The organism is Pseudomonas sp. CFBP2511 (assembly GCF_030209255.1).
Classification (GTDB): Bacteria; Pseudomonadota; Gammaproteobacteria; order Pseudomonadales; family Pseudomonadaceae; genus Aquipseudomonas; species Aquipseudomonas avellanae.
Window position 1 is genome coordinate 371,075 of the sequence record NZ_JARVSI010000004.1, and the last position, 18,599, is coordinate 389,673.

The following is an 18,599-nucleotide window of genomic DNA, read 5'->3' on the forward strand; positions in this document are numbered from 1 at the left end:
GCCAGGCAGGAAGCTGACGGGTTGGCGGTGAACGCACAGATCAGAGAATGCGGTAGAGCAAACGCTCGACCCTGACCCGGCTGACCCGCTTGAGGAACTTGCGCACTCCTTCAGGATAATTGGCCAGCGTGTCGAGCTCGTCGTACTGGTTGACGCGTTGTGTGTTGCGCATCAATTGGGCGATTTCCGCTTCACGCGGGTCGGTCCACTGGCCTTGCGGATCATCGATCAGCAAGCCGTTTTCCAGGTCGAGGTTGAACGCACGAGGGTTCAGGTTGTTGCCGGTCAGCAAGGTATAACGCTGATCGACCCAGATCCCCTTGAGGTGGAAGGTGTTGTCGCCGTGCTTCCACAAGTGCACGTTCAGACGCTGCTGGGCGATGGCCTTCTGGTGCTTGTGGGCAAAGCGTCGCAGGCTGATTTCGTACAGATAGGGCAGGGCCGAAATCACTTTGAACGGCTCGTCCGGGTCAATGAAGAAATCGTTGGCGGTCTTGTCGCCAATGATGATATCGACCTTTACGCCGCGCTTGAGCGCCCGATTGATCTCGCGGGTAACCGCTACGGGAAGGTTGAAATACGGTGTGCAGATGGTCAGCTGGATCTTGCTGGACGCGATCAGGTCGCAGATCGCGCGGTTGAGGCTGTTGCGCGGCCCCACACCCAGCAGCGGAATCACCCGCAACTGGCCGTTTTCCTTGTCGCCTGCCGACGTGTCGTACGTGGCGCGCTTCAAATCACTGCGAAAGGCGCGGATTTCGCTGCGCAGGCTGCGAGAGCTCGGCGGCGATTGCAGGTCCAGGCGGTGCACGGCCGCTGATGGCAGTATTTCCCGCTGCACCAGGTGCTCGAAAGAGTCGGCCAGCGGCGCGCTTTCGATCAGGTGATAACGGTCCAGCCGGTATTTGTCGAGCTTGTGCAGGTAGACGTTGTTGATGCTCGCGCCGCTGTAGATCACGCAGTCATCGATCACGCTGCCCTTGAGGTGCAGCACGCCGAACAGCTCGCGGGTCTGCACCGGCACGCCGTAGATCGGCACTTCTTCGTCGTATTCAAGGTTCTGTGCCTGATACCAGGTCGAGTTGCCCGGTTGCCGACCGGCACCGATCAGGCCGCGCTGGGCGCGAAACCAGTCGACCAGCACCACCACGTCCAGCTCGGGCCGTGCAGCCTTGGCGGCGTACAGCGCGTCGAGGATTTCCTGGCCGGCTTCATCCTGTTGCAGGTACAACGCGATGATATAGATGCGCCGCGTGGCCGAAGCGATCTTCTCCAGCAGGCAGCGCCGGTAGTCGGCGGCAGAAGGAACAATGGAGATTGCATCACTCGACAAGGCAAAACCGCGAAGCGCTGCCAGGGTCGAGCGTCGGAAAGTGGACTGCATAGGCCTCTCGATGGGAAAACCAACAGCGTACGAGCTTACACGAGAGTCGCGCTCAGGTGGCTGTCCACGACCTGTTTCAAAGCATTGCTGTGTGACGCGAAGCGCACACTGTGTAACTTTTTGCATGCAAATAAATGATAAGCATTCCCAGTAACATATGGTAGCATTTCGCATCCACTGAGTCGGTCATCTCCAGGAAGGTTTCTTCCGATCTCGCTCATTCCGTCAGCAGGACCTCTTCATGCACACCTCATCGATCCCGATGCGCCTTACGTTGCTCGCTTTTTGCTGTTCCATGGGTTCTCCGGCCTGGGCCGCTACGGCGGCTGCCAGTCAGCAGGACGGGCCGATGGTCTTGGGCGAGACCGACATCAGCGCCGACAAGGCCGACCCGCATGCGCTGCCGCCCGTGTACGCAGGCGGGCAGGTGGCTCGCGGCGGGCAGCTTGGCGTGCTGGGCAATGCCGACATCATGGATGTGCCGTTCACCATGACCAGCTACACCGAACAATTGATCGAGGACCAGCAGGCCGAAGACGTCGGCGATGTACTGCTCAATGATGCGTCGGTGCGCCAGTCAAGCGGCTATGCCAACGCCTCGAAGATCTTCGTCATTCGTGGCCTCAAGCTGACCACCGACGATATTTCCTATAACGGCCTCTACGGTGTGCTGCCGCGCCAGATCATCTCGACCGATGCGCTGGAGCGGGTTGAAGTGTTCAAAGGCCCCAATGCCTTCATCAACGGCGTCACCCCGACCGGCTCCGGGATTGGCGGCGGCGTCAACCTGCAGCCCAAGCGTGCACAGGACACACCGACGCGGCGTTTTACCACCGACATCAGCAGCGATGGCCGGATCGGCGAGCATCTGGACCTCGGCCAGCGCTTTGGCGAGGGCAATCGTTTCGGTGCGCGCCTGAATCTGTCTCAGCGCGAAGGCGAAACCGGCGTTGAGGACGAAGAGCATCGCAGCAAGCTGTTTGCCCTGGGGCTTGATTATCGGGGTGACAACTTCCGACTTTCCGGCGATTTTGCTTACCAGAAGCAGCGCATCAACCAGAGCCGCAACACGGTATTCGTCGGCAGCGGCCTGACCCGCGTGCCGCATGCGCCGGATGCCGACACCAATTACGCGCCGAACTGGACCTGGACTGAAACCGAAGACACCTTCGGCATGAGCCGCGCCGAGTACGACCTCAATGACGACTGGACGCTGTACGCCGCAGCCGGTGCCAAGCACACCCGTGAAAACGGAATCTACGGCTCGCCGACCATCAACGATGCCGCAGGCAACATCACCGCGTCACCGTCTTCGATCCCGCACGACGAAGACAACAAGACGGTTATGGCCGGCATCAACGGCAAGCTGCAGACCGGCGCGGTCAGTCATAAGGTCAACGTCGGCCTGTCCGGCATCTGGACCGAGCAGCGCAGTGCCTTTCTGTTTGGCGGCCCTGCGAGCAGCAACCTATACGACCCCGTTGAAACAACGCGTCCTGCGCTGGACAGCTTCTCGGGCGGTGACCTCAGTGATCCGGGCATTATCGGCAAGAGCCGCATGCGCAGCGTAGCGTTCTCCGATACCTTGGGTTTTTTCGATGACCGCCTGTTGTTGACGGCAGGCCTGCGTCGCCAGCAACTGCGTGTCGAGGGTTATGACTACGGCAGTGGCCCGCGCAACGCGCTGTATGACGAGGCGATTACCACGCCGGTCTATGGGTTGGTGTTCAAGCCCTGGCGCTATGTGTCGTTCTATGCCAACCGCATTGAAGGTCTGGCGCAGGGGCCGACGGCGCCGAGCACAGTGACGATCAACCCCGGCGAGGTGTTCGCACCGGCGCGCTCCAAACAGGTAGAAGCCGGCGTGAAGCTGGACATGGGAACGTTCGGCGCAAGCCTGGGTGCGTACCGCATCGAACAGCCGACTGACGGCTATCAGATTCAGGATGGAAGCGGAACGCGCTACGTCCGCGAGGGCGAACAGCGCAACCGTGGCGTGGAAATGAACGTGTTCGGCGAGCCTGTCAGCGGCCTGCGTCTGCTGGCCGGTCTGACCCTGATGGACACCGAGGTGAGCGGTACGTCCGGTGGCAGCAACGATGGCAACAGGGCCATTGGTGTGCCGACCTTCCAGTTCAATGCCGGTGCCGACTGGGATGTGCCAGGCATCGCAGGCGCTGCCATCAATGCGCGCATGCTGCGCACCGGTGGACAGTATATCGATGCCGCAAACACCCTGAGCATTCCCACCTGGAACCGTTTCGATCTGGGCGCACGCTACACCTTCAACGTGGCGCAAAAGGACGTCACACTGCGTGCAAATGTCGAAAACCTGATGAACAAGGATTATTGGGAATCGGCCTACGGAGGCTATCTGACTCAGGGCGAGCCACGCACCTTGAAGCTGTCCGGTACCCTCGATTTCTGATGAATCGGCGCTGGCTGCATCGCAGGATGCAGCCAGCCGCTCGATCAGTAGCCGTTACGCTTGAGAATGGCATCAATGCTTTCTTTCGCGGGCCGACCATAGAACTTCAACAGTTCAGCGGTGCGGTTAGTGAAGAAGCCATCGACACCGTCATTGCGGATGCGCTTGAAGTCCGCCGCGTCGTCCACGGTATACGGGTGGATGACCATGCCTTTTTCATGCGTCAGGTTGTTCATCCAGGGTTTGACCAGGTCCATGTAGCTCTGGTCGCCGCCTTGGGCCAATTGCGACGAAGGGCCGGTGCCGATCGCGCCATAGGCTTTGGCCCAGTCAATCCACTTCTGGAATTCCTCCGGCGACTTGACCTCCTGCGCTGCATAATAGCTGGCCTTGTCCTTGGCCCCCGAGTCCTTGAACGCGACGCTGGATTTAGGCTCTATCGACCCTTCGCCAATCCACAGCAACAGCACCTTGGGCACCTGCGGCATTTCTTTTTGCAGCAGTTCCAGGCTCTGTTTCTCGAAGGTCTGCAACACGACGCGCCCCGGCATGTGCGCGACGTTGACATGCCCGGCAGCAGCAGCGGGCCGCTGAGTAAGCCAGCCGCGCTTGGCCAGCACTTTTTTCAGGTCGGCTTCAACGCCGGGAAACTTGTTCGGCACCTTGGTTTCGATGTACAGACCCGGCTTGTTGGCGCCGCCCTCGGCGATGTCGATGACTTCGTCCAGGGTCAGAATCTGCAAGCCGTTGTAGCTGTCGCGCGCGCGGTCCGGATAGGCCTTGTTGAACCACGAGCCTGCGTCCAGCTGTTTGAGTTCTGCCAGCGTGAAGGTGCTGACCGGATCCTTGACCCGCGTGGGGAACACTTGGGCGATGTTGGTGGTGCGTTCCAGCACGTCGTCGTGCAGCGCAATCAGCACGCCATCCTTGGTGCGCTGGATGTCCATCTCCAGATAATCCGCGCCCAGATCCCGCGCCAGGGTATAGGCCGGGATGGTTTCTTCCGGTGCGTCAAACGAGGCACCGCGATGGGCGATCGCGGCGGGCCAGGGCAGGCCGTATTTCTCGCTCAACACCTTGCCCGGCGCATCCGCCGCCGCTGCCATACCGGATGACAGCATCAGGCCCGACATGACCGCCGCGGCCAGGAGGGTCTTTTTCAACAGGGTTGTGGTCAACAGCGTGGTGGAAAATCCGTGCATGGGCGGTGGGTTCCTTGTGGGGGAAAGGCGTTCGACTGCGCCAGCCACTACCGTCGCTGGTCGTCGTGCTGCACGCAACGATAGCGCACTATCGGGTTGCCGAGGTGGGTTGTGCCCCAGTCTGTCCGGCAAATGCGTCCGCTTTATGACGGTGTAGCGCTGCACAAATGCACCGAGTCGCGTTACTGTCAGCGTTTTGATGACCGAACAGGAGCGCACATGACAACGGTATTGGTGCTGGTCGAAAATCTGGACACGTATTTGCCGATTCTGGAAAGCAGCGGCTTCCAGTTGATTCGCGCCCCGACGGCCGAAAAACGCGCCGAAGCGATTGCCACTCACGGGCAGAACATCAGCGCTGTTGTCACGCGTGGGCCACTGGGGTTTTTCGCTGGGGAAATGGACGCGTTGCCGCACCTGCGCATCATTTGTGTGAGCGGTGCCGGCTACGAGAAGATCGATTTGCCCGCTGCACAGGCACGCGGTATTACCGTCACCAATGGCGCCGGGGTCAACGCGCCTACCGTGGCCGATCATGCACTGGCATTGTTACTTTCGCTGGTGCGCGACATTCCACAGGCAGACGCCTCGGTACGCCGCAGTGAGTGGCGCAAGGCTGTGCGTCCCTCACTGGCAGGCAAGCGCCTGGGGATCATCGGCCTGGGGGCGGTAGGTCTGGCGATCGCCAAGCGTGCGGCTGCATTCGACATCGTCATCGGCTATCACAATCGCAAGCCGCGTCACGACTGCAGCTACACCTGGCATGAAACGGCGCAGGCGCTGGCGGCCGAGTCGGACTTTTTGATGATTGCCACGCCCGGTGGCAACAGCACGCAACATCTGGTCGATGCGCAGGTGCTGGCAGCGCTGGGGCCTGACGGTTTTCTGGTCAATATTGCCCGCGCCAGCGTTGTGGACACCGGCGCGCTGGTCAGTGCGCTTGAGAATGAGCAGATTGCCGGGGCTGCGCTGGACGTTTTCGATGACGAGCCGAAGGTGCCGGACGTGTTCAAGACCCTGAACAACGTGGTGCTCACGCCGCATGTGGCAGGCTTGTCGCCCGAAGCGTCGAGGGACAGCGTGCAGAGGGTCAACGATAACCTGCTGGCGTTCTTTTCCGGCCAGCCGGTGCTCACGCCCATCACCGAGTGAGGACCGTGCAGCGCTGCATGCAGCGTCTTGCCGGACCGCCCATTCTGATTGCGCTTTTGCCTGTTTATAGTCCGTTCCGATTGCACAAAACCGGATGGGGAGCAGGGTATGGGCGTAGCAGACAAAGCGGTCAGAACATTGCAGATCGGGCTGGTAGGGGATTTCATCGCCCAAGTGCCTGCGCATCAGGCGATCCCGTTGGCGTTGCAGATGGCCGCCGACGCACTACAGGCTCAGGTCGCCATCACATGGTTGCCGACGCCGCAGATCGGTGACGGCGCGCGTCTCGGCCAGTTCGACGGTGTGTGGTGCGTACCCGCCAGCCCGTACCGCGACATGCAGGGCGCGCTGACGGCGATCCGTTTTGCCCGCGAGCGGCTGGTGCCGTTTCTGGGGACGTGCGGCGGTTTTCAGCATGCGTTGGTTGAGTACGCAAGAAACTGCCTGGGCTGGGCGGACGCCGAGCATGGTGAAACGGCGCCGGAGGCGGCAAACGTGATCATTGCGCCGCTCAGTTGCTCGTTGGTCGATGCCCTGGCACCGATTCATCTGCAACCCGACACACTGATCGCTCAGGCCTACGGCACGCTGGATATCGAAGAGCGCTACCATTGCCGCTATGGCCTGCGCAGCGAGCTGGAATCAGCGCTGTTCGGCACGGCGTTGAAGGTCAGCGGACGAGGCCCGGAACGTGATGTACGCTGCATGGAGTTGCAGGGGCATCCGTTCTTCGTCGCCACCCTGTTCCAGCCGGAACGTGCTGCGCTGATGGGCAGAATTCCACCGGTGGTCGATGCTTTTCTGCGCGCCTGCATCGCCTCTGCAGCGGGTGACGAATCGTGATTGCGGCACGTTTCCCCACGCCTTACTTCGCGGTGGTGTTCACCTCGTTGCGTATGCCTGACGAGGGGCAGGCGTACGCAACGGCCGCACAGCGGATGGTCGAACTGGCCCGTCAGCAACCGGGCTTCCTGGGTGTGGAGTCGGCGCGGGGCGACGATGGACTGGGTGTGACCGTTTCCTACTGGACCGACGAGGCAGCGATCCTGGCCTGGAAGCAGCAGGCCGAGCACGCCGCGGTCCGCGAGCAGGGCCGCGCGCGCTGGTATCAGGCCTTTGTCACGCGGGTCTGCAAGGTGGAGCGCGATTATTCGTTCAACGCCCTTTAACGTCAGGGCATGATCGGCGGCGTATACGTCAGCGTGGTGCCCAGCGCCCAGAGCAGAAACAGCACCAGCGGCGCATGGACCAGCAACTGCACGAACGAAAAGCCGATCAGGTCCCGCGCCTTCAGGCCCAGCACGCCCAGCAGCGGCAGCATGTAGAACGGGTTGATCAGGTTGGGCAAGGCTTCGGCTGCGTTGTAGATCTGCACTGCCCAGCCGAGGTGATACTGCAGATCATTGGCCACCTGCATCACGTAAGGGGCTTCGATGATCCACTTGCCGCCACCCGAGGGAATGAAGAACCCCAGAATCGCCGAATAGACGCCCATCAGAATCGCGTAGGTGTCGTGGGAAGCAATGCTGGTGAAGAACGTCGAAATGTAATGCGCCAGGGTCTGGGCATCAGCGCCCTTAACCGTGGTCAGCAAGGCGGCGATCGAGCCGTACAGCGGAAACTGAATCAGCACGCCGGTGGTGGTCGGCACGGCCCGCGCCACGGCATCGAGAAAACTGCGCGGCCGCCAGTGCAATAGCGCACCGAGCATGATGAACAGAAAGTTGTAGGTATTGAGCCCCGATATCGCAGTGATTGCAGGCTTGTTGGAAAACTCGTTGAACAGCCAGCCAACCCCCAGCACAACCATCAGGATAATCAGCAGCGGGCTGTATTCCAGCCATTCGCCTGGCCGGGTTCTGGCGGGCAGCGGCGGCAGATTGAACGCCGGGTCGATGCCGCAGGCCTTGGCGTCGCGGGCGCTGTTGGGGCCGGGCGCCGTGGCATAGGCGACGATCAGCGAGATGACGAGCAGCGCTGCGAGCATGACTCCGGACTGCCAGAGAAAGATGGTTTCAGTGAACGGAATTACACCGGTGATCGCCAGAATCGATGGCGGCAGGCTGGCCGGGTTGGCCTGCAACTGTGCAGCGGACGATGACAGCCCCAGCGCCCATACCGCGCCAAGCCCCAGATAGGCGGCGGCACCGGCTGCGCGGTAGTCCATACGCAGGTCGGTGCGGCGGGCGAGCGCACGCACCAGCAAACCGCCGAACACCAGTGACAGCCCCCAGTTGAGCAGCGAGGCCAGCATGGAAATCAGCGCCACCCAGGCCACCGCCGAGCGGCCGTTGCGCGGCACCCGTGCCAGACGGTCGATCAGGCGTACTGCGGGCGGTGAGCTGGCGACCACGTAACCACCGATGACCACGAAGGCCATCTGCATGGTGAACGGAATCAGGCTCCAGAAACCGTCTCCGAAGGCCTTGGCGGCGTCGGTCGGACGCGCACCGATGGCGAACGTCGCCAGCGTGACGATGACCACCGCCAGCGCGGCGAATACCCATGAATCCGGAAACCAGCGCTCAGCCCAGGCGGCACACCGCAAGGCAAATCGGGCGGAGCGGCTTTCTTCAATGTTGGCGGCCATCAGAGGCACCTCTTTTTGTCGTTATTATTGGGGTTTACCGGCGCGTAGGCACACTAGGTATAGCGATCCCTGTGGGAGCGACCGGGTCGGCGATGCGCATTGCTCATGAAGACGTTGGTGCAGACGCACCCTTTTTCAGGCGCTGCGCCGACCCTTTCGTGGACAAGTCCACTCCCACGGCCTCCGGCCAGAATCAAAAGCGAAATTGTGCGTAGTGTTGAGCGTTATACATAAATCCGTTCTTGATTCTGGCCGAAGGGCGTGGGAGCGAACTTGTTCGCGAAGACTGTGGTCCAGACAATGAAATTTGGAGAATGTACCGGCCCTTTCGCGAACAAGCGAAGCGTCGCCCGGTCCGCTCCCACGCCCTTCGGGCAGAAGCCCGTGTTTTGGACTCATCCAGATTGGTGTGTAACGCTGAGCGCTGGAGCTGTGAGCGACAGGTGTATGGATCAGAAAATCATCTCGATCACGTCATCCGGCACGATCAGCTTGCCGGCGGTTTTGGCCACGATTTCTTCCACGCTGACCCCCGGTGCGCGTTCGCGGAGGATGAAGGCGCCGTTTTCGATTTGCAGATACGCAAGGTCAGTCAGCACCTTGCGGATGCAGCCCGCGCCAGTCAGTGGCAGGCTGCAGCGGGGCAGCAGTTTGGATTCGCCGTCCTTGGATGCATGGGTCATGGTCACGATGATATTGTCGGCACCGGCCACCAGGTCCATCGCGCCGCCCATGCCCTTGATCAACTTGCCGGGGATCATCCAGGAGGCAATATTGCCCTCGACGTCCACCTCGAAAGCACCCAGCACCGTCAGGTCCACATGGCCGCCGCGAATCATGGCAAACGACTCGGCAGACGAGAAAATCGACGCACCGAGGCGCGCAGTCACCGTCTGCTTGCCCGCGTTGATCATGTCCGCATCAATGGTTTCTTCGGTGGGAAACGCGCCCATGCCCAAGAGGCCGTTTTCCGATTGCAGCATGACGTCGATGTCGTCCGGCACATAGTTGGCCACCAGCGTCGGGATGCCGATGCCGAGGTTTACGTAATAACCGTCCTTGAGTTCACGGGCGACGCGTTGAGCCATTTGTTCGCGGGAAAGTGCCATGGTCTGAAATCTCTTTGTTGTTATAGGCCTGAACAGGCTCGGTCATCAGGATTTTCTGACGGTGCGCTGTTCGATGCGCTTCTCGAAGGTGCCCTGAATCACGCGGTCGACGTAAATGCCTGGCGTGTGGATCTCGGTAGGCAGCAATACGCCCGGCTCGACGATTTCTTCGACCTCGACCACGGTTATCCGTCCAGCGGTGGCTACTACCGGATTGAAGTTCTGTGCGGTATGACGATAGATCACGTTGCCGAAATGGTCGGCTTTCCAGCCCTTGATGAGCGCAAAGTCGCCAGTGATGGCCTCTTCCAGAATGACGTTGCGGCCATTGAACTGGCGAGTTTCCTTGCCCTCGGCCACCGGTGTTCCGTAGCCGGTGGCGGTATAGAACGCAGGAATGCCCGCGCCACCTGCGCGCAGTTTTTCAGCCAGTGTGCCTTGCGGGGTGAGCTCGACTTGCAGCTCGCCGCTGAGCAACTGTTTTTCGAACAAGGCGTTTTCACCGACATAGGATGAAATCATTTTGCGGATCTGTCGGTCCTCCAGCAGGATGCCCAGCCCGAAACCGTCGACACCGCAATTGTTGGAAACGACGGTCAGGCCCTTGATGCCCATGCGCTTGATCTGCGCTATCAGGTTTTCAGGAATGCCGCACAGGCCAAAGCCGCCGCAGAGCACCGTCATGTTGTCGGTGAGCCCGGAGAGGGCTTCTTCGTAGGTCGCTACTCGTTTGTCGAGTCCAGCCATGATGGTCCGCCTTTTATAGTTGTTGACCGGCAGTCGCGCCGCCGGAGGATGGCTTGATGTGCATCTTCTCCTGATGAGACTGATTTGTTAATTTTGTTTTTCATATTGATTGATAAGAAAAGCAAATATATGAACATCAAACAACTTCGCGCCTTTCTGGCTGTGGCGCAGCATTTGAGCTTTGCCCAGGCCGGGGAGCGGCTGAACCTGTCGCAGCCTGCGCTGAGCCTGACCATCAAGGGCCTGGAGGAGGATCTCGGCGGGCAACTGTTGACGCGCACCACGCGCAACGTCGGCCTGACGCCTGAAGGCGAAACCCTGCTGCCGTTGGCGCGCCAGCTATTGGCCGACTGGGACAACACCGAAGAGCTGCTGCGCCAGCGCTTCACCCTGCAAATGGGCCGGGTTTCGATCGCTGCCATGCCATCGTTCGCCGGCAACCTGCTGCCTGCCGCACTGAAGGTTTTTCGCGGGCGTTACCCGAGGGTCAATGTCGCGGTGCATGACGTGATCAACGAGCAAGTACTGGAGATGGTGCGTCACCGTCGCGTTGAGCTGGGGATCGGTTTCGAGCCGGAGTCCAGCAGCGCCTTGCTGTTTACACCGTTCTATACGGACCGCTTCGTGGCGGTGGTCGCCAGGGATTCGCCACTGGCCGAACTTGGCGAGGTGTCCTGGGCGGCGCTGTTGCGCGAGGACTTTATTGCGTTACAACGGCCGTCAGCCGTGCGCTTGCTGCTGGAGCAGGCCGTCGAGCCCCTGCATGGCAAGCTGGCGGTGGCGTTTGAAAGCCATCAGTTGTCGACCATCGGGCGCATGGTCGCTAATGGCTTGGGCGTCAGCGCGGTGCCGTCGCTGTGCATCGGGCAGATGCAGGAACTCGGGGCCTGTTGCATCGCACTGGTAGAACCGCACATCGAGCGTCGTATCGGGCTGATGATGCTCGCCAATCACACATTGTCCGCCGCTGCGCAGACTTTGCGCGACGTATTGATCGAAAACGCTCGGGAAAGTCGATAGGCACTATCACGGCGGATGATTTTTGCTGCGCCAGGGGCGGGCGTAACCTTGCTCCATTCCTGCAATGAAGCCCGCCCGGAGGCCCCAGATGAACCGTATGCTTGCGCTTGTCCTGATATTTACTGTTGCGCTGGTCTCCGGTTGCTCCACGCATCACGCTGTCGAACAACGTGCATTCAGCGCTGAAGAAAGCCATCAACTGGCGCTTGAAGACCTGAATCGTCGCGGCCTGTCGTTTGAAGAGTATCAGGCACGCAAGGCGCAATTGCTGGCAGACCCGCAGATCCAGCAAGTGCGTGAGTTCGATGACAACGGCGAAACCAGCGTCGATGTGAGCGTTATGGAGCCGTCTCCACGGGGTTAACAGTCTGCTTGAAACTTCTGTTTCCTAAAACTGTATGGCAAGAATTATCAGACAACTGTCCGTGTGTTTCTTGTAACGCCTCCGCTAGGGTGAGCATCTGACTCATTGCTGCGGACAGGCTTTATGGTGCTCTCTTTCGATTTGCTTCTCGCTTTTGCGTTGTTTGCCTTCGTCACATCGGTGACGCCCGGGCCGAACAACATGATGCTGCTGGCCTCCGGCGTCAATTTCGGTTTCAGCCGAACCCTCCCGCACATGCTTGGCATCAGCATCGGTTTTTTCATATTGGTACTGGCTGTCGGTTTTGGTCTGGGCAGCGTGTTCAAGGCGTGGCCGATTCTCTATACGGTTATGCGCTATGTGGGCGCGGCCTATCTGCTGTACCTGGCCTGGAAAATCGCCACGTCAGGCCCTGCTGCCGAGAACACTGACAGCCAGGGCAAGCCGTTCAGTTTCATGAGCGCGGCGCTTTTTCAGTGGGTCAACCCCAAGGCCTGGATCATGGCGATCGGTGCAATCAGCACGTACACCCCGATGCAGGGTTACTTCTACAACGTGGTGGTGATCTCGGCGGTGTTTGCGTTGATCAACCTGCCCAGCGTAGGCATCTGGGCCGGTTTTGGCAGTTTGTTGCGCAACGTTCTGCGCGATCCGCTGGGCCTGCGTATTTTCAACGGCGTGATGGCTGCGCTGCTGGTCGCATCGCTCTATCCGTTGTTTGTCGAGCATTAAGCCCAAGGCATTACAGCGCCAGTTGCAGATGCCCGCCTGCCTGCTTGTGACGCGCCTGCAATCGGCGTTGCAGGCCGTGGTAGAAATGTTCCAGCCCCTCATGCAGCCGCTCGGTGAGAATCTCGTCCAGCGTGCCACCTTCTTCGTTGTCGCCATAGCTGATCTGCGTATCGATGGCGAAGATGCCGTGCAGCACTTCCTGGGACTTGAGCGCCGAAAGCACCGGCTTGAGCGCGTAATCCACAGCCAGCATGTGCGCGATACTGCCACCGGTGGCCAATGGCAAGACCACTTTGCCGTGCAGGGCGCGCTCCGGTAGCAGGTCGAGCAGGGTTTTCAATGCCCCGGAAAATGACGCTTTGTAGACCGGCGTGCCGATCAACACACCATCGGCCTGCCTGACGGCTTCGACAAACTCCAGTACCTGCGGGCTGTCGAAGCGGGCGAAGAGCAGGTCTTCGGCATTGAAGTCGCGGATGCGCAATGTGGTGACTTCAACCCCGTGCTCCTGCAACCAGCGGCCAGCATGAGCCAGCACCACACCTGAACGTGATTTGGGGGACGGACTGCCTGAAAGTGAAACAACGAGCATGCGGGAATTCCTTGCGATAAGCGTCCCTCTGCAAAGCAGCTTGTGTGCCAGCCCGATGCAAACGTCCCGATAACCCCAAGGCGCGGGGGCTTGGGGTTGTCAGCGCAATGACTGCGGGCTGCGCGCACTGACGCATCGGCCTGATAACTGTTGATTGGCTGTTGATCCAGCAACAGTATGGCGGTGTGCGCAGGCAAAAAAATCCCCGCAACCGGGGTCGCAGGGAGGGCGTGCAACTGCAGTCTGATCAGTTGCGGAACGCCGCGCCGGTCTGCACCACGCTGGCCGAGCCGAGTAGCTGGCTGATGAATCGGCTCCAGCGGGTGATATCGGCCGGGCCGACGAACACGACATCCTGTGCCTTGAGCTCAAACTGTCCCGCCAACAGGTAGGCCGTGGGTTTTTTGGCATTGAGGTGGTAAACGGTCGATGTGGATGTCGCAGCGGCGAAGTTTTCCGCGCCGCGTATCACGTACACCGCATTGCCGTCTGCGCTGTCGGGGCTGAGCCCGCCAGAGTTTCCGAGGGCTTCGAGCAGCGTCAGGCGGGTGGTGCCGAAAGAAATGACCTGCGGATTGCGCACTTCGCCCAGCACGTAGATCTTGTTTCTGGAGTTGCTGTTGAGGTGCAGGTAATCGCCATCCTTGAGGAAAATCCTGCTCAGTTTCGAGTCCTTGCGGTTCAGCGCGTCGATGTCGATCAGGTAATCCCGGCCGTCGCGGCGCAGGGTCAGCCCTGCCAGGTTTGCATCGGTCAGGTCAACGCCTGCGACGCTCACCGCCTGCACCAGGCTCAGCGGAATGTTGGTGACCGGTTGCGGGCCGGGCACCTTGAACGAGCCGGACAGCAGTATCCGCTGGCTGTTGTAGCGCAATACTTTGACGTCGACTTTAACCTCGGTGTATTGCGGTGCCAGGCCCATGCGCAATTGCTCGCGAACCTCGCCGACTGTCCTGCCACCGGCGCGAATTCGGCCGACATACGGAAAATACAGCGTGCCGTCGTTCAACACTTCCCGGGTATTGGCATCCAGTTGGTCCTGAGAGCCCGGCGCGGTCAGTTCCGGGTGCTCGAAGACGGTGACCAGCAAGGTGTCGCCCGCGCCGATCACGTATTCCGGGGTTTTGTAGTCGAGCAATTCCTGTGGCAGTGCCCTGGCTTCTGCGGTAGCGCGTTGCTGCTGTTGCTGGAGGCTTTTGGGGGTCACCTCGACCAATTGCGCTTTGGGTTCATCGGGCTCGCTGCTGGTAACGTCGTCCGGTGTCATGTGCTGGCCCGGTGCAAACGCACAGCCTTGCAGGGTCAGAGCGGTGAGCAACAAGGCCGCTAACGTCAGCTTCATAGGGTGTTTCCTTTCATGGCATTGCTCCTGTCTTTCTTTGGGGGGCTGTGTAGGCAGTGCTGGGTAAGGAGGGGCTCGGCGCGTTCTGCTCAGCCAGCGAATGCGTCAGAAAGCGTTTTTGTTGACGAAACCCTTGAGCAGCGTCAGCAGAATGATTTTCAGGTCCAGCCAGATCGACCAGTGCTCGATGTATTCCAGATCGAATTCGACACGCATGCGCATCTTGTCCAGCGTGTCGGTTTCGCCACGCCAGCCATTGATTTGTGCCCAGCCGGTGATGCCGGGTTTGACCTTGTGGCGCAACATGTAGCCGCTCACCTGCTTGCGGTACTGTTCGTTGTGCGCAACGGCGTGCGGGCGCGGGCCGACGATGGACATCTCGCCATGCAGCACGTTGAAGAACTGCGGCAGTTCATCCAGCGAGGTGCGCCGCAAGAAAGCCCCTAGCGGCGTCACGCGAATGTCGTTGCGCGTTGCCTGGCGCACGCCTTCGGCCGTCTCCTGCACGATCATGCTGCGAAACTTCCAGACCATGATCGAGCGGCCGTCCAGCCCGTAACGGCGCTGACGAAACAGCACCGGGCCCGGCGACGTCAGTTTGATGGCGGTGGCGATCAGCAGCAGTGGCACGGCGATGAGCAGCAGGATCAGGCTGGACAGCAGAATGTCTTCGGCGCGTTTGGCCAGGCTCCATGCGCCGTCCATGGGCGAGTCGAAGATGCTGATGCTGGCCAGGCCATTGATGCTCTCGCTGCGGGCATGCAGCAGGTCGAACATGAACACGTCCGGGATCAGGTAAACCGATGCGGTGGTGTCGCTCAGGCCGGTAATCAGCTCGCTCAATTGCGCATCGGCGCTGAAGGCGAGGGTGATGTACACCTTGTCGATCCGGCCTTCCCGGGCGTCCTCGATCAACTGATCCAGATCACCCAGCACCGGCAGGCGACGTTTCTCGCCCTGCAGGTTCATCTGTTGCGGATGCGAATCGTAAAAACCCAGCAGGTTCAGCCCCATCCACGGCGCCAGGGAAATGGACCGGGCCAGACGCTCACCCACCTGGCCGGTGCCGACAATCGCGACCCGCCGGGTATTGAAGCCGTGCCGACGCAGTTTATGCAGCGTCAGACGGATCAGCAGCCGATAGCCGCACAGCACCGCAAGAACCAGCACGAACCAGCGCAACTGTCCGTTATCGGGCAGTTGTATCCGGTTGATCAGCAGGTAGTTCAGCGATTGCAGCGTGACGAAGGTCATGGCCCAGTAACTGAAGACTTTGGTCAGCTCGCGCAAAATGCGCTCGCCACGCCATGAGCCATACAACTGGTGATACTCGCTGACCCAGTGAAACACCAGCACCGCAAGGATGATGTGGAACCAGGCTTCGGTGCTGTCGATGGCCGTCAGCCCGGACTGCCAATGTCCGATCAGAACAATGACGGTCAAGTCCAGCAGGCGATGGGCGAGCGACAGCGCTGACTGATGGGCATGCAGGATGCCGCGGACGGAGGTGCGCATTGTGTTGTTCGCTCAGACGGTTTTTATGGGAACAACACGGCCAGGCAGTTCGCTGCTGGCAACCAGCGCCTGTTGAGCGCTCCAGTGCTGTTGAGGCAGGCGCGCGAGATAAACCAACTGCGCAGTGCTCAGGCGGTTTTCGACGAACGCCTTTATCTCCTGCTCGAAGCGCGCGACCGAGAAGCGCTCTGCATTGGATCGACAGGCCTGTGGTGTGATGCGTGATTGCGCCGCTTCGAATTCACCGATGGCGGCGGTCAGCGACGCTACGTTCTGCTGTCGGTAGAGCACGCCGGTCGGGTGCATGTGATCCAGGCCGAGCACCGTCTCCAGCACGCCGCCCTTGCCAAACGCGATCACCGGCGTACCGCAGGCCTGCGCTTCAACCGGGCTGATGCCGAAGTCTTCCTCAGCAGCAAAGACAAAGGCTTTGGCGCTGCGCATGTGTTCCAGCAGGACAGCGGCTGGCTGGAAACCCAGCAGCGTGACATTGGGTGCCAGACGCGCAATGGCCTGCGCCTTGGTGAGGTCCGGCCCGTCACCGATCATGATCAGACGTTTGTCGGGCATGGCAGCGAAGGCTTCGACGATCATCGGCATGCGTTTGTAAGGCACCATGCGCGAGGCGCTGAGATAGAAGTCCTGCCGGGCACCCAGCGGGGTGAAGGCCAGTGTGTCCACGGGCGGGTAGATGACCGTCGAATCCCGGCGATACGCCTTGTTGATGCGCGCACCGATGAACGCCGAATTGGCGATGAATGCATCTACCCCCGCCGCAGTGCGCTGATCCCAGAGGCGCATGTAGTGCAGGACCAGGCGCGCCAGGCTGCTCTTGATTCCCTTGTCCAGCCCGGACTCGCGCAGGTACTGGTGCTGCAAGTCCCAGGCATAGCGGATGGGCGAATTCACATAGCTGATATGCAGTTGGTCCGGGCCGCTGAGCACGCCTTTGGCCACGGCATGGCTGCTGCTGATGATCAGGTCATAGCCGGACAGGTCCAGTTGTTCGATGGCCAGCGGCATCAGCGGCAGGTAGCGAGAATAGTGTTTGCGGGCACCGGGCAGTTTCTGGATGAACGTTGTTCGGGCCACCTTGCCGCGCAGGTGGGCGCGGTCCTGATCGCTGAGAAAGTCGATGACTGAAAACAGATCAGCCTGTGGCCAGACGTTGATCAGCGAAGCAAGCACGCGCTCGGCGCCGGCGTAGCTCACCAGCCAGTCGTGGACGATAGCAATTCTCATGGAAGTTCCTTGCGGTAATGGCCCGCTCTACTGCAGACGCGGCAGTGCGCGTCCTGGCGTTGCTGTTGTTTCAGGGTTTGCCTGGGGACGATTCGGGGGCGACATGGTGTTTGCCTTGCACGGCAGGCTCCAGCAGCGCATCGATACGCTGGGAAAGACGCTGTGCGGAAATCTCCCAGGAAAAGCGCTGCACGTTCTTCAGGCCTTGCCGACGCAATGCCTGACGCAACGGTGCGTCGCTGAGTACGCGATGCATCGCGGCGGCCATATGGCTGACGTCCAGCGGGTCGAAATACAGCGCGCTGGCTTGCAGGACCTCTGGGATCGAGGCAGCATTGGCCGCCAGCACCGGGCAGCCGCACGCCTGGGCTTCCAGCGGCGGAATGCCGAAGCCTTCGTACAGCGAAGGGAAGACAAATGCGCTGGCGCCCTGATACTGCTCGATCAGTTCGGCATCACTGAGCCGACCGAGAAAGCGGATTCGTGGATCGCGACAGGCCAGGCGTTGCAGGTTCGGGTCGGCAAACAGGCTGCTCGCTGCGCCGACGATGTGCAGTTGCAGATCAGCGTGGCCGCGCAGGCTCAGAAAAGCCTGAATCATCCGGTTAAAATTCTTGTGCGCAGCGGGCGAGGACACCGCCAGCAAGTAGTCCGGCTGGTCGCGATGCACCGCACGCGGCGTGAAGTCATCACTGACCGCAGCCGGCAGGACCAACACCTTGTCTTCGGCGTAGCCGTAGAACGACGCGATTTCTCCGCGAGAGAAACTGCTGCCGGTAATCAGCGTTCTGGCCCGCGACAGCAGAATCGGGGTGATGGTCCGATAAGCCAGCCGGAACAGCCGGGTGTAGCTTTGCGGGTAGCGCACATAGTTGATGTCGTGATGAGTCGCGATCTGATTGGCGTAGAACATCGGCCCGGTATTGCTGATGGACACCAGCAGCGGGTTGCCCTTGCGCTTTAGGTGCAGCGGCAGATCGACCTGTTCCCACAGGTGGCCGGTGGCATGCCCGATGTGTTGCACGTCCAGCGTTTTGGCACAGTCGTGCAACCTGATGTTGCGCGGGGCGACGAAGATCAGGTCGTTGCGTAATCGTTGCAGCGCTCTGCACATCTGTTCTGCATAGCGCTGAACACCGCTGACATCCTGGGTGAGAAACCGCGAATTGATAAAAATCAT

The 18,599-nt window shown here is 60.5% G+C and carries 17 protein-coding genes; 7 read left to right on the forward strand and 10 right to left on the reverse strand.

All coding sequences use genetic code 11. From position 1 onward, the window contains the following. Positions 1–40: 40 nt before the first annotated feature. A complete protein-coding gene (pssA, locus tag QRN38_RS04505; protein WP_057418971.1) occupies positions 41–1,384 on the reverse strand; it encodes a CDP-diacylglycerol--serine O-phosphatidyltransferase in 1,344 nt (447 codons plus the stop codon). Positions 1,385–1,625: 241 nt separating this feature from the next. Here pssA and QRN38_RS04510 point away from each other — a divergent pair, with 241 nt between their 5' ends. After that, positions 1,626–3,812: a TonB-dependent receptor gene (locus QRN38_RS04510; protein WP_057418972.1), complete on the forward strand. Its 2,187-nt coding sequence runs from the start codon at positions 1,626–1,628 to the stop codon at positions 3,810–3,812. A 44-nt stretch (positions 3,813–3,856) separates the two neighbouring features. Here QRN38_RS04510 and QRN38_RS04515 read toward each other — a convergent pair whose 3' ends face one another. Then, the gene (locus QRN38_RS04515; protein WP_057418973.1) at positions 3,857–5,014 is read right to left on the reverse strand and encodes a glycerophosphodiester phosphodiesterase; all 1,158 of its coding nucleotides are present in this window, start codon (positions 5,012–5,014) and stop codon (positions 3,857–3,859) included. 219 nt (positions 5,015–5,233) lie between these two features. Between QRN38_RS04515 and QRN38_RS04520 the strand changes: the two genes are divergently transcribed. The 3 genes from QRN38_RS04520 (at position 5,234) to QRN38_RS04530 (ending at position 7,335) form a co-directional block, all read left to right on the forward strand. After that, positions 5,234–6,166 (forward strand): 2-hydroxyacid dehydrogenase, encoded by a 933-nt coding sequence (locus tag QRN38_RS04520; RefSeq protein WP_057418974.1) that lies wholly within the window; start codon positions 5,234–5,236, stop codon positions 6,164–6,166. A 108-nt stretch (positions 6,167–6,274) separates the two neighbouring features. Continuing rightward, positions 6,275–7,009: a CTP synthase C-terminal region-related (seleno)protein gene (locus tag QRN38_RS04525; protein ID WP_057418975.1), complete on the forward strand. Its 735-nt coding sequence runs from the start codon at positions 6,275–6,277 to the stop codon at positions 7,007–7,009. Next, on the forward strand, positions 7,006–7,335 hold the full coding sequence (locus tag QRN38_RS04530) for an antibiotic biosynthesis monooxygenase family protein (protein ID WP_024665987.1): 330 nt from the start codon (positions 7,006–7,008) through the stop codon (positions 7,333–7,335). Before QRN38_RS04525 ends, QRN38_RS04530 begins: the two co-directional genes overlap by 4 nt. 2 nt (positions 7,336–7,337) lie before the next feature. Here QRN38_RS04530 and QRN38_RS04535 read toward each other — a convergent pair whose 3' ends face one another. From QRN38_RS04535 to QRN38_RS04545, 3 genes are all read right to left on the reverse strand, one after another. Continuing rightward, complete coding sequence (locus QRN38_RS04535) at positions 7,338–8,756, reverse strand: short-chain fatty acid transporter (RefSeq protein WP_057417050.1); 1,419 nt, start codon at positions 8,754–8,756, stop codon at positions 7,338–7,340. Between the two features lie 452 nt (positions 8,757–9,208). Then, positions 9,209–9,865 (reverse strand): CoA transferase subunit B, encoded by a 657-nt coding sequence (locus QRN38_RS04540; protein ID WP_005771194.1) that lies wholly within the window; start codon positions 9,863–9,865, stop codon positions 9,209–9,211. A gap of 45 nt (positions 9,866–9,910) precedes the next feature. Then, entirely contained in the window at positions 9,911–10,612 is a 702-nt protein-coding gene (locus tag QRN38_RS04545; RefSeq protein WP_057418976.1) for a CoA transferase subunit A, read from the reverse strand. Positions 10,613–10,741: 129 nt separating this feature from the next. Here QRN38_RS04545 and QRN38_RS04550 point away from each other — a divergent pair, with 129 nt between their 5' ends. From QRN38_RS04550 to QRN38_RS04560, 3 genes are all read left to right on the forward strand, one after another. Next, positions 10,742–11,632, forward strand: coding sequence for a LysR family transcriptional regulator (locus tag QRN38_RS04550; RefSeq protein WP_057418987.1), 891 nt, complete (start codon positions 10,742–10,744; stop codon positions 11,630–11,632). 88 nt (positions 11,633–11,720) lie between these two features. Further along, positions 11,721–11,996 carry a lipoprotein gene (locus tag QRN38_RS04555; RefSeq protein ID WP_005771197.1) on the forward strand — a complete coding sequence of 92 codons (276 nt, stop codon included), beginning with the start codon at positions 11,721–11,723 and terminating at the stop codon, positions 11,994–11,996. A 123-nt stretch (positions 11,997–12,119) separates the two neighbouring features. Beyond that, the gene (locus QRN38_RS04560) at positions 12,120–12,728 is read left to right on the forward strand and encodes a LysE family translocator (protein WP_057418977.1); all 609 of its coding nucleotides are present in this window, start codon (positions 12,120–12,122) and stop codon (positions 12,726–12,728) included. A gap of 10 nt (positions 12,729–12,738) precedes the next feature. Here the strand turns inward: QRN38_RS04560 and ssuE are convergent, their stop codons facing one another. The 5 genes from ssuE to QRN38_RS04585 all read right to left on the reverse strand — a co-directional run bounded on the left by ssuE (position 12,739) and on the right by QRN38_RS04585 (position 18,599). After that, positions 12,739–13,320 carry an NADPH-dependent FMN reductase gene (gene ssuE / locus QRN38_RS04565; protein WP_005740505.1) on the reverse strand — a complete coding sequence of 194 codons (582 nt, stop codon included), beginning with the start codon at positions 13,318–13,320 and terminating at the stop codon, positions 12,739–12,741. A gap of 247 nt (positions 13,321–13,567) precedes the next feature. Further along, the gene (locus QRN38_RS04570) at positions 13,568–14,662 is read right to left on the reverse strand and encodes a polysaccharide biosynthesis/export family protein (protein ID WP_057418978.1); all 1,095 of its coding nucleotides are present in this window, start codon (positions 14,660–14,662) and stop codon (positions 13,568–13,570) included. A 105-nt stretch (positions 14,663–14,767) separates the two neighbouring features. Beyond that, positions 14,768–16,177 (reverse strand): undecaprenyl-phosphate glucose phosphotransferase, encoded by a 1,410-nt coding sequence (locus QRN38_RS04575; RefSeq protein ID WP_057418979.1) that lies wholly within the window; start codon positions 16,175–16,177, stop codon positions 14,768–14,770. A 12-nt stretch (positions 16,178–16,189) separates the two neighbouring features. Further along, positions 16,190–17,419 carry a glycosyltransferase family 4 protein gene (locus QRN38_RS04580; protein ID WP_057418980.1) on the reverse strand — a complete coding sequence of 410 codons (1,230 nt, stop codon included), beginning with the start codon at positions 17,417–17,419 and terminating at the stop codon, positions 16,190–16,192. Positions 17,420–17,489: 70 nt separating this feature from the next. Next, positions 17,490–18,599 carry a glycosyltransferase family 4 protein gene (locus QRN38_RS04585; RefSeq protein WP_057418981.1) on the reverse strand — a complete coding sequence of 370 codons (1,110 nt, stop codon included), beginning with the start codon at positions 18,597–18,599 and terminating at the stop codon, positions 17,490–17,492.

What these genes read in the sequence shown, in the direction of transcription:
- QRN38_RS04515 (WP_057418973.1), bottom strand. Translation starts at nt 5,014, where the DNA reads ATGCACGGATTTTCCACCACGCTGTTGACCACAACCCTGTTGAAAAAG.
- QRN38_RS04535 (WP_057417050.1), bottom strand. Translation starts at nt 8,756, where the DNA reads ATGGCCGCCAACATTGAAGAAAGCCGCTCCGCCCGATTTGCCTTGCGG.
- QRN38_RS04520 (WP_057418974.1), top strand. Translation starts at nt 5,234, where the DNA reads ATGACAACGGTATTGGTGCTGGTCGAAAATCTGGACACGTATTTGCCG.
- QRN38_RS04575 (WP_057418979.1), bottom strand. Translation starts at nt 16,177, where the DNA reads ATGCGCACCTCCGTCCGCGGCATCCTGCATGCCCATCAGTCAGCGCTG.
- QRN38_RS04510 (WP_057418972.1), top strand. Translation starts at nt 1,626, where the DNA reads ATGCACACCTCATCGATCCCGATGCGCCTTACGTTGCTCGCTTTTTGC.
- QRN38_RS04550 (WP_057418987.1), top strand. Translation starts at nt 10,742, where the DNA reads ATGAACATCAAACAACTTCGCGCCTTTCTGGCTGTGGCGCAGCATTTG.
- QRN38_RS04585 (WP_057418981.1), bottom strand. Translation starts at nt 18,599, where the DNA reads ATGATTTTTATCAATTCGCGGTTTCTCACCCAGGATGTCAGCGGTGTT.
- QRN38_RS04555 (WP_005771197.1), top strand. Translation starts at nt 11,721, where the DNA reads ATGAACCGTATGCTTGCGCTTGTCCTGATATTTACTGTTGCGCTGGTC.
- QRN38_RS04525 (WP_057418975.1), top strand. Translation starts at nt 6,275, where the DNA reads ATGGGCGTAGCAGACAAAGCGGTCAGAACATTGCAGATCGGGCTGGTA.
- QRN38_RS04545 (WP_057418976.1), bottom strand. Translation starts at nt 10,612, where the DNA reads ATGGCTGGACTCGACAAACGAGTAGCGACCTACGAAGAAGCCCTCTCC.
- QRN38_RS04570 (WP_057418978.1), bottom strand. Translation starts at nt 14,662, where the DNA reads ATGAAGCTGACGTTAGCGGCCTTGTTGCTCACCGCTCTGACCCTGCAA.
- QRN38_RS04580 (WP_057418980.1), bottom strand. Translation starts at nt 17,419, where the DNA reads ATGAGAATTGCTATCGTCCACGACTGGCTGGTGAGCTACGCCGGCGCC.
- pssA (WP_057418971.1), bottom strand. Translation starts at nt 1,384, where the DNA reads ATGCAGTCCACTTTCCGACGCTCGACCCTGGCAGCGCTTCGCGGTTTT.
- ssuE (WP_005740505.1), bottom strand. Translation starts at nt 13,320, where the DNA reads ATGCTCGTTGTTTCACTTTCAGGCAGTCCGTCCCCCAAATCACGTTCA.
- QRN38_RS04560 (WP_057418977.1), top strand. Translation starts at nt 12,120, where the DNA reads ATGGTGCTCTCTTTCGATTTGCTTCTCGCTTTTGCGTTGTTTGCCTTC.
- QRN38_RS04540 (WP_005771194.1), bottom strand. Translation starts at nt 9,865, where the DNA reads ATGGCACTTTCCCGCGAACAAATGGCTCAACGCGTCGCCCGTGAACTC.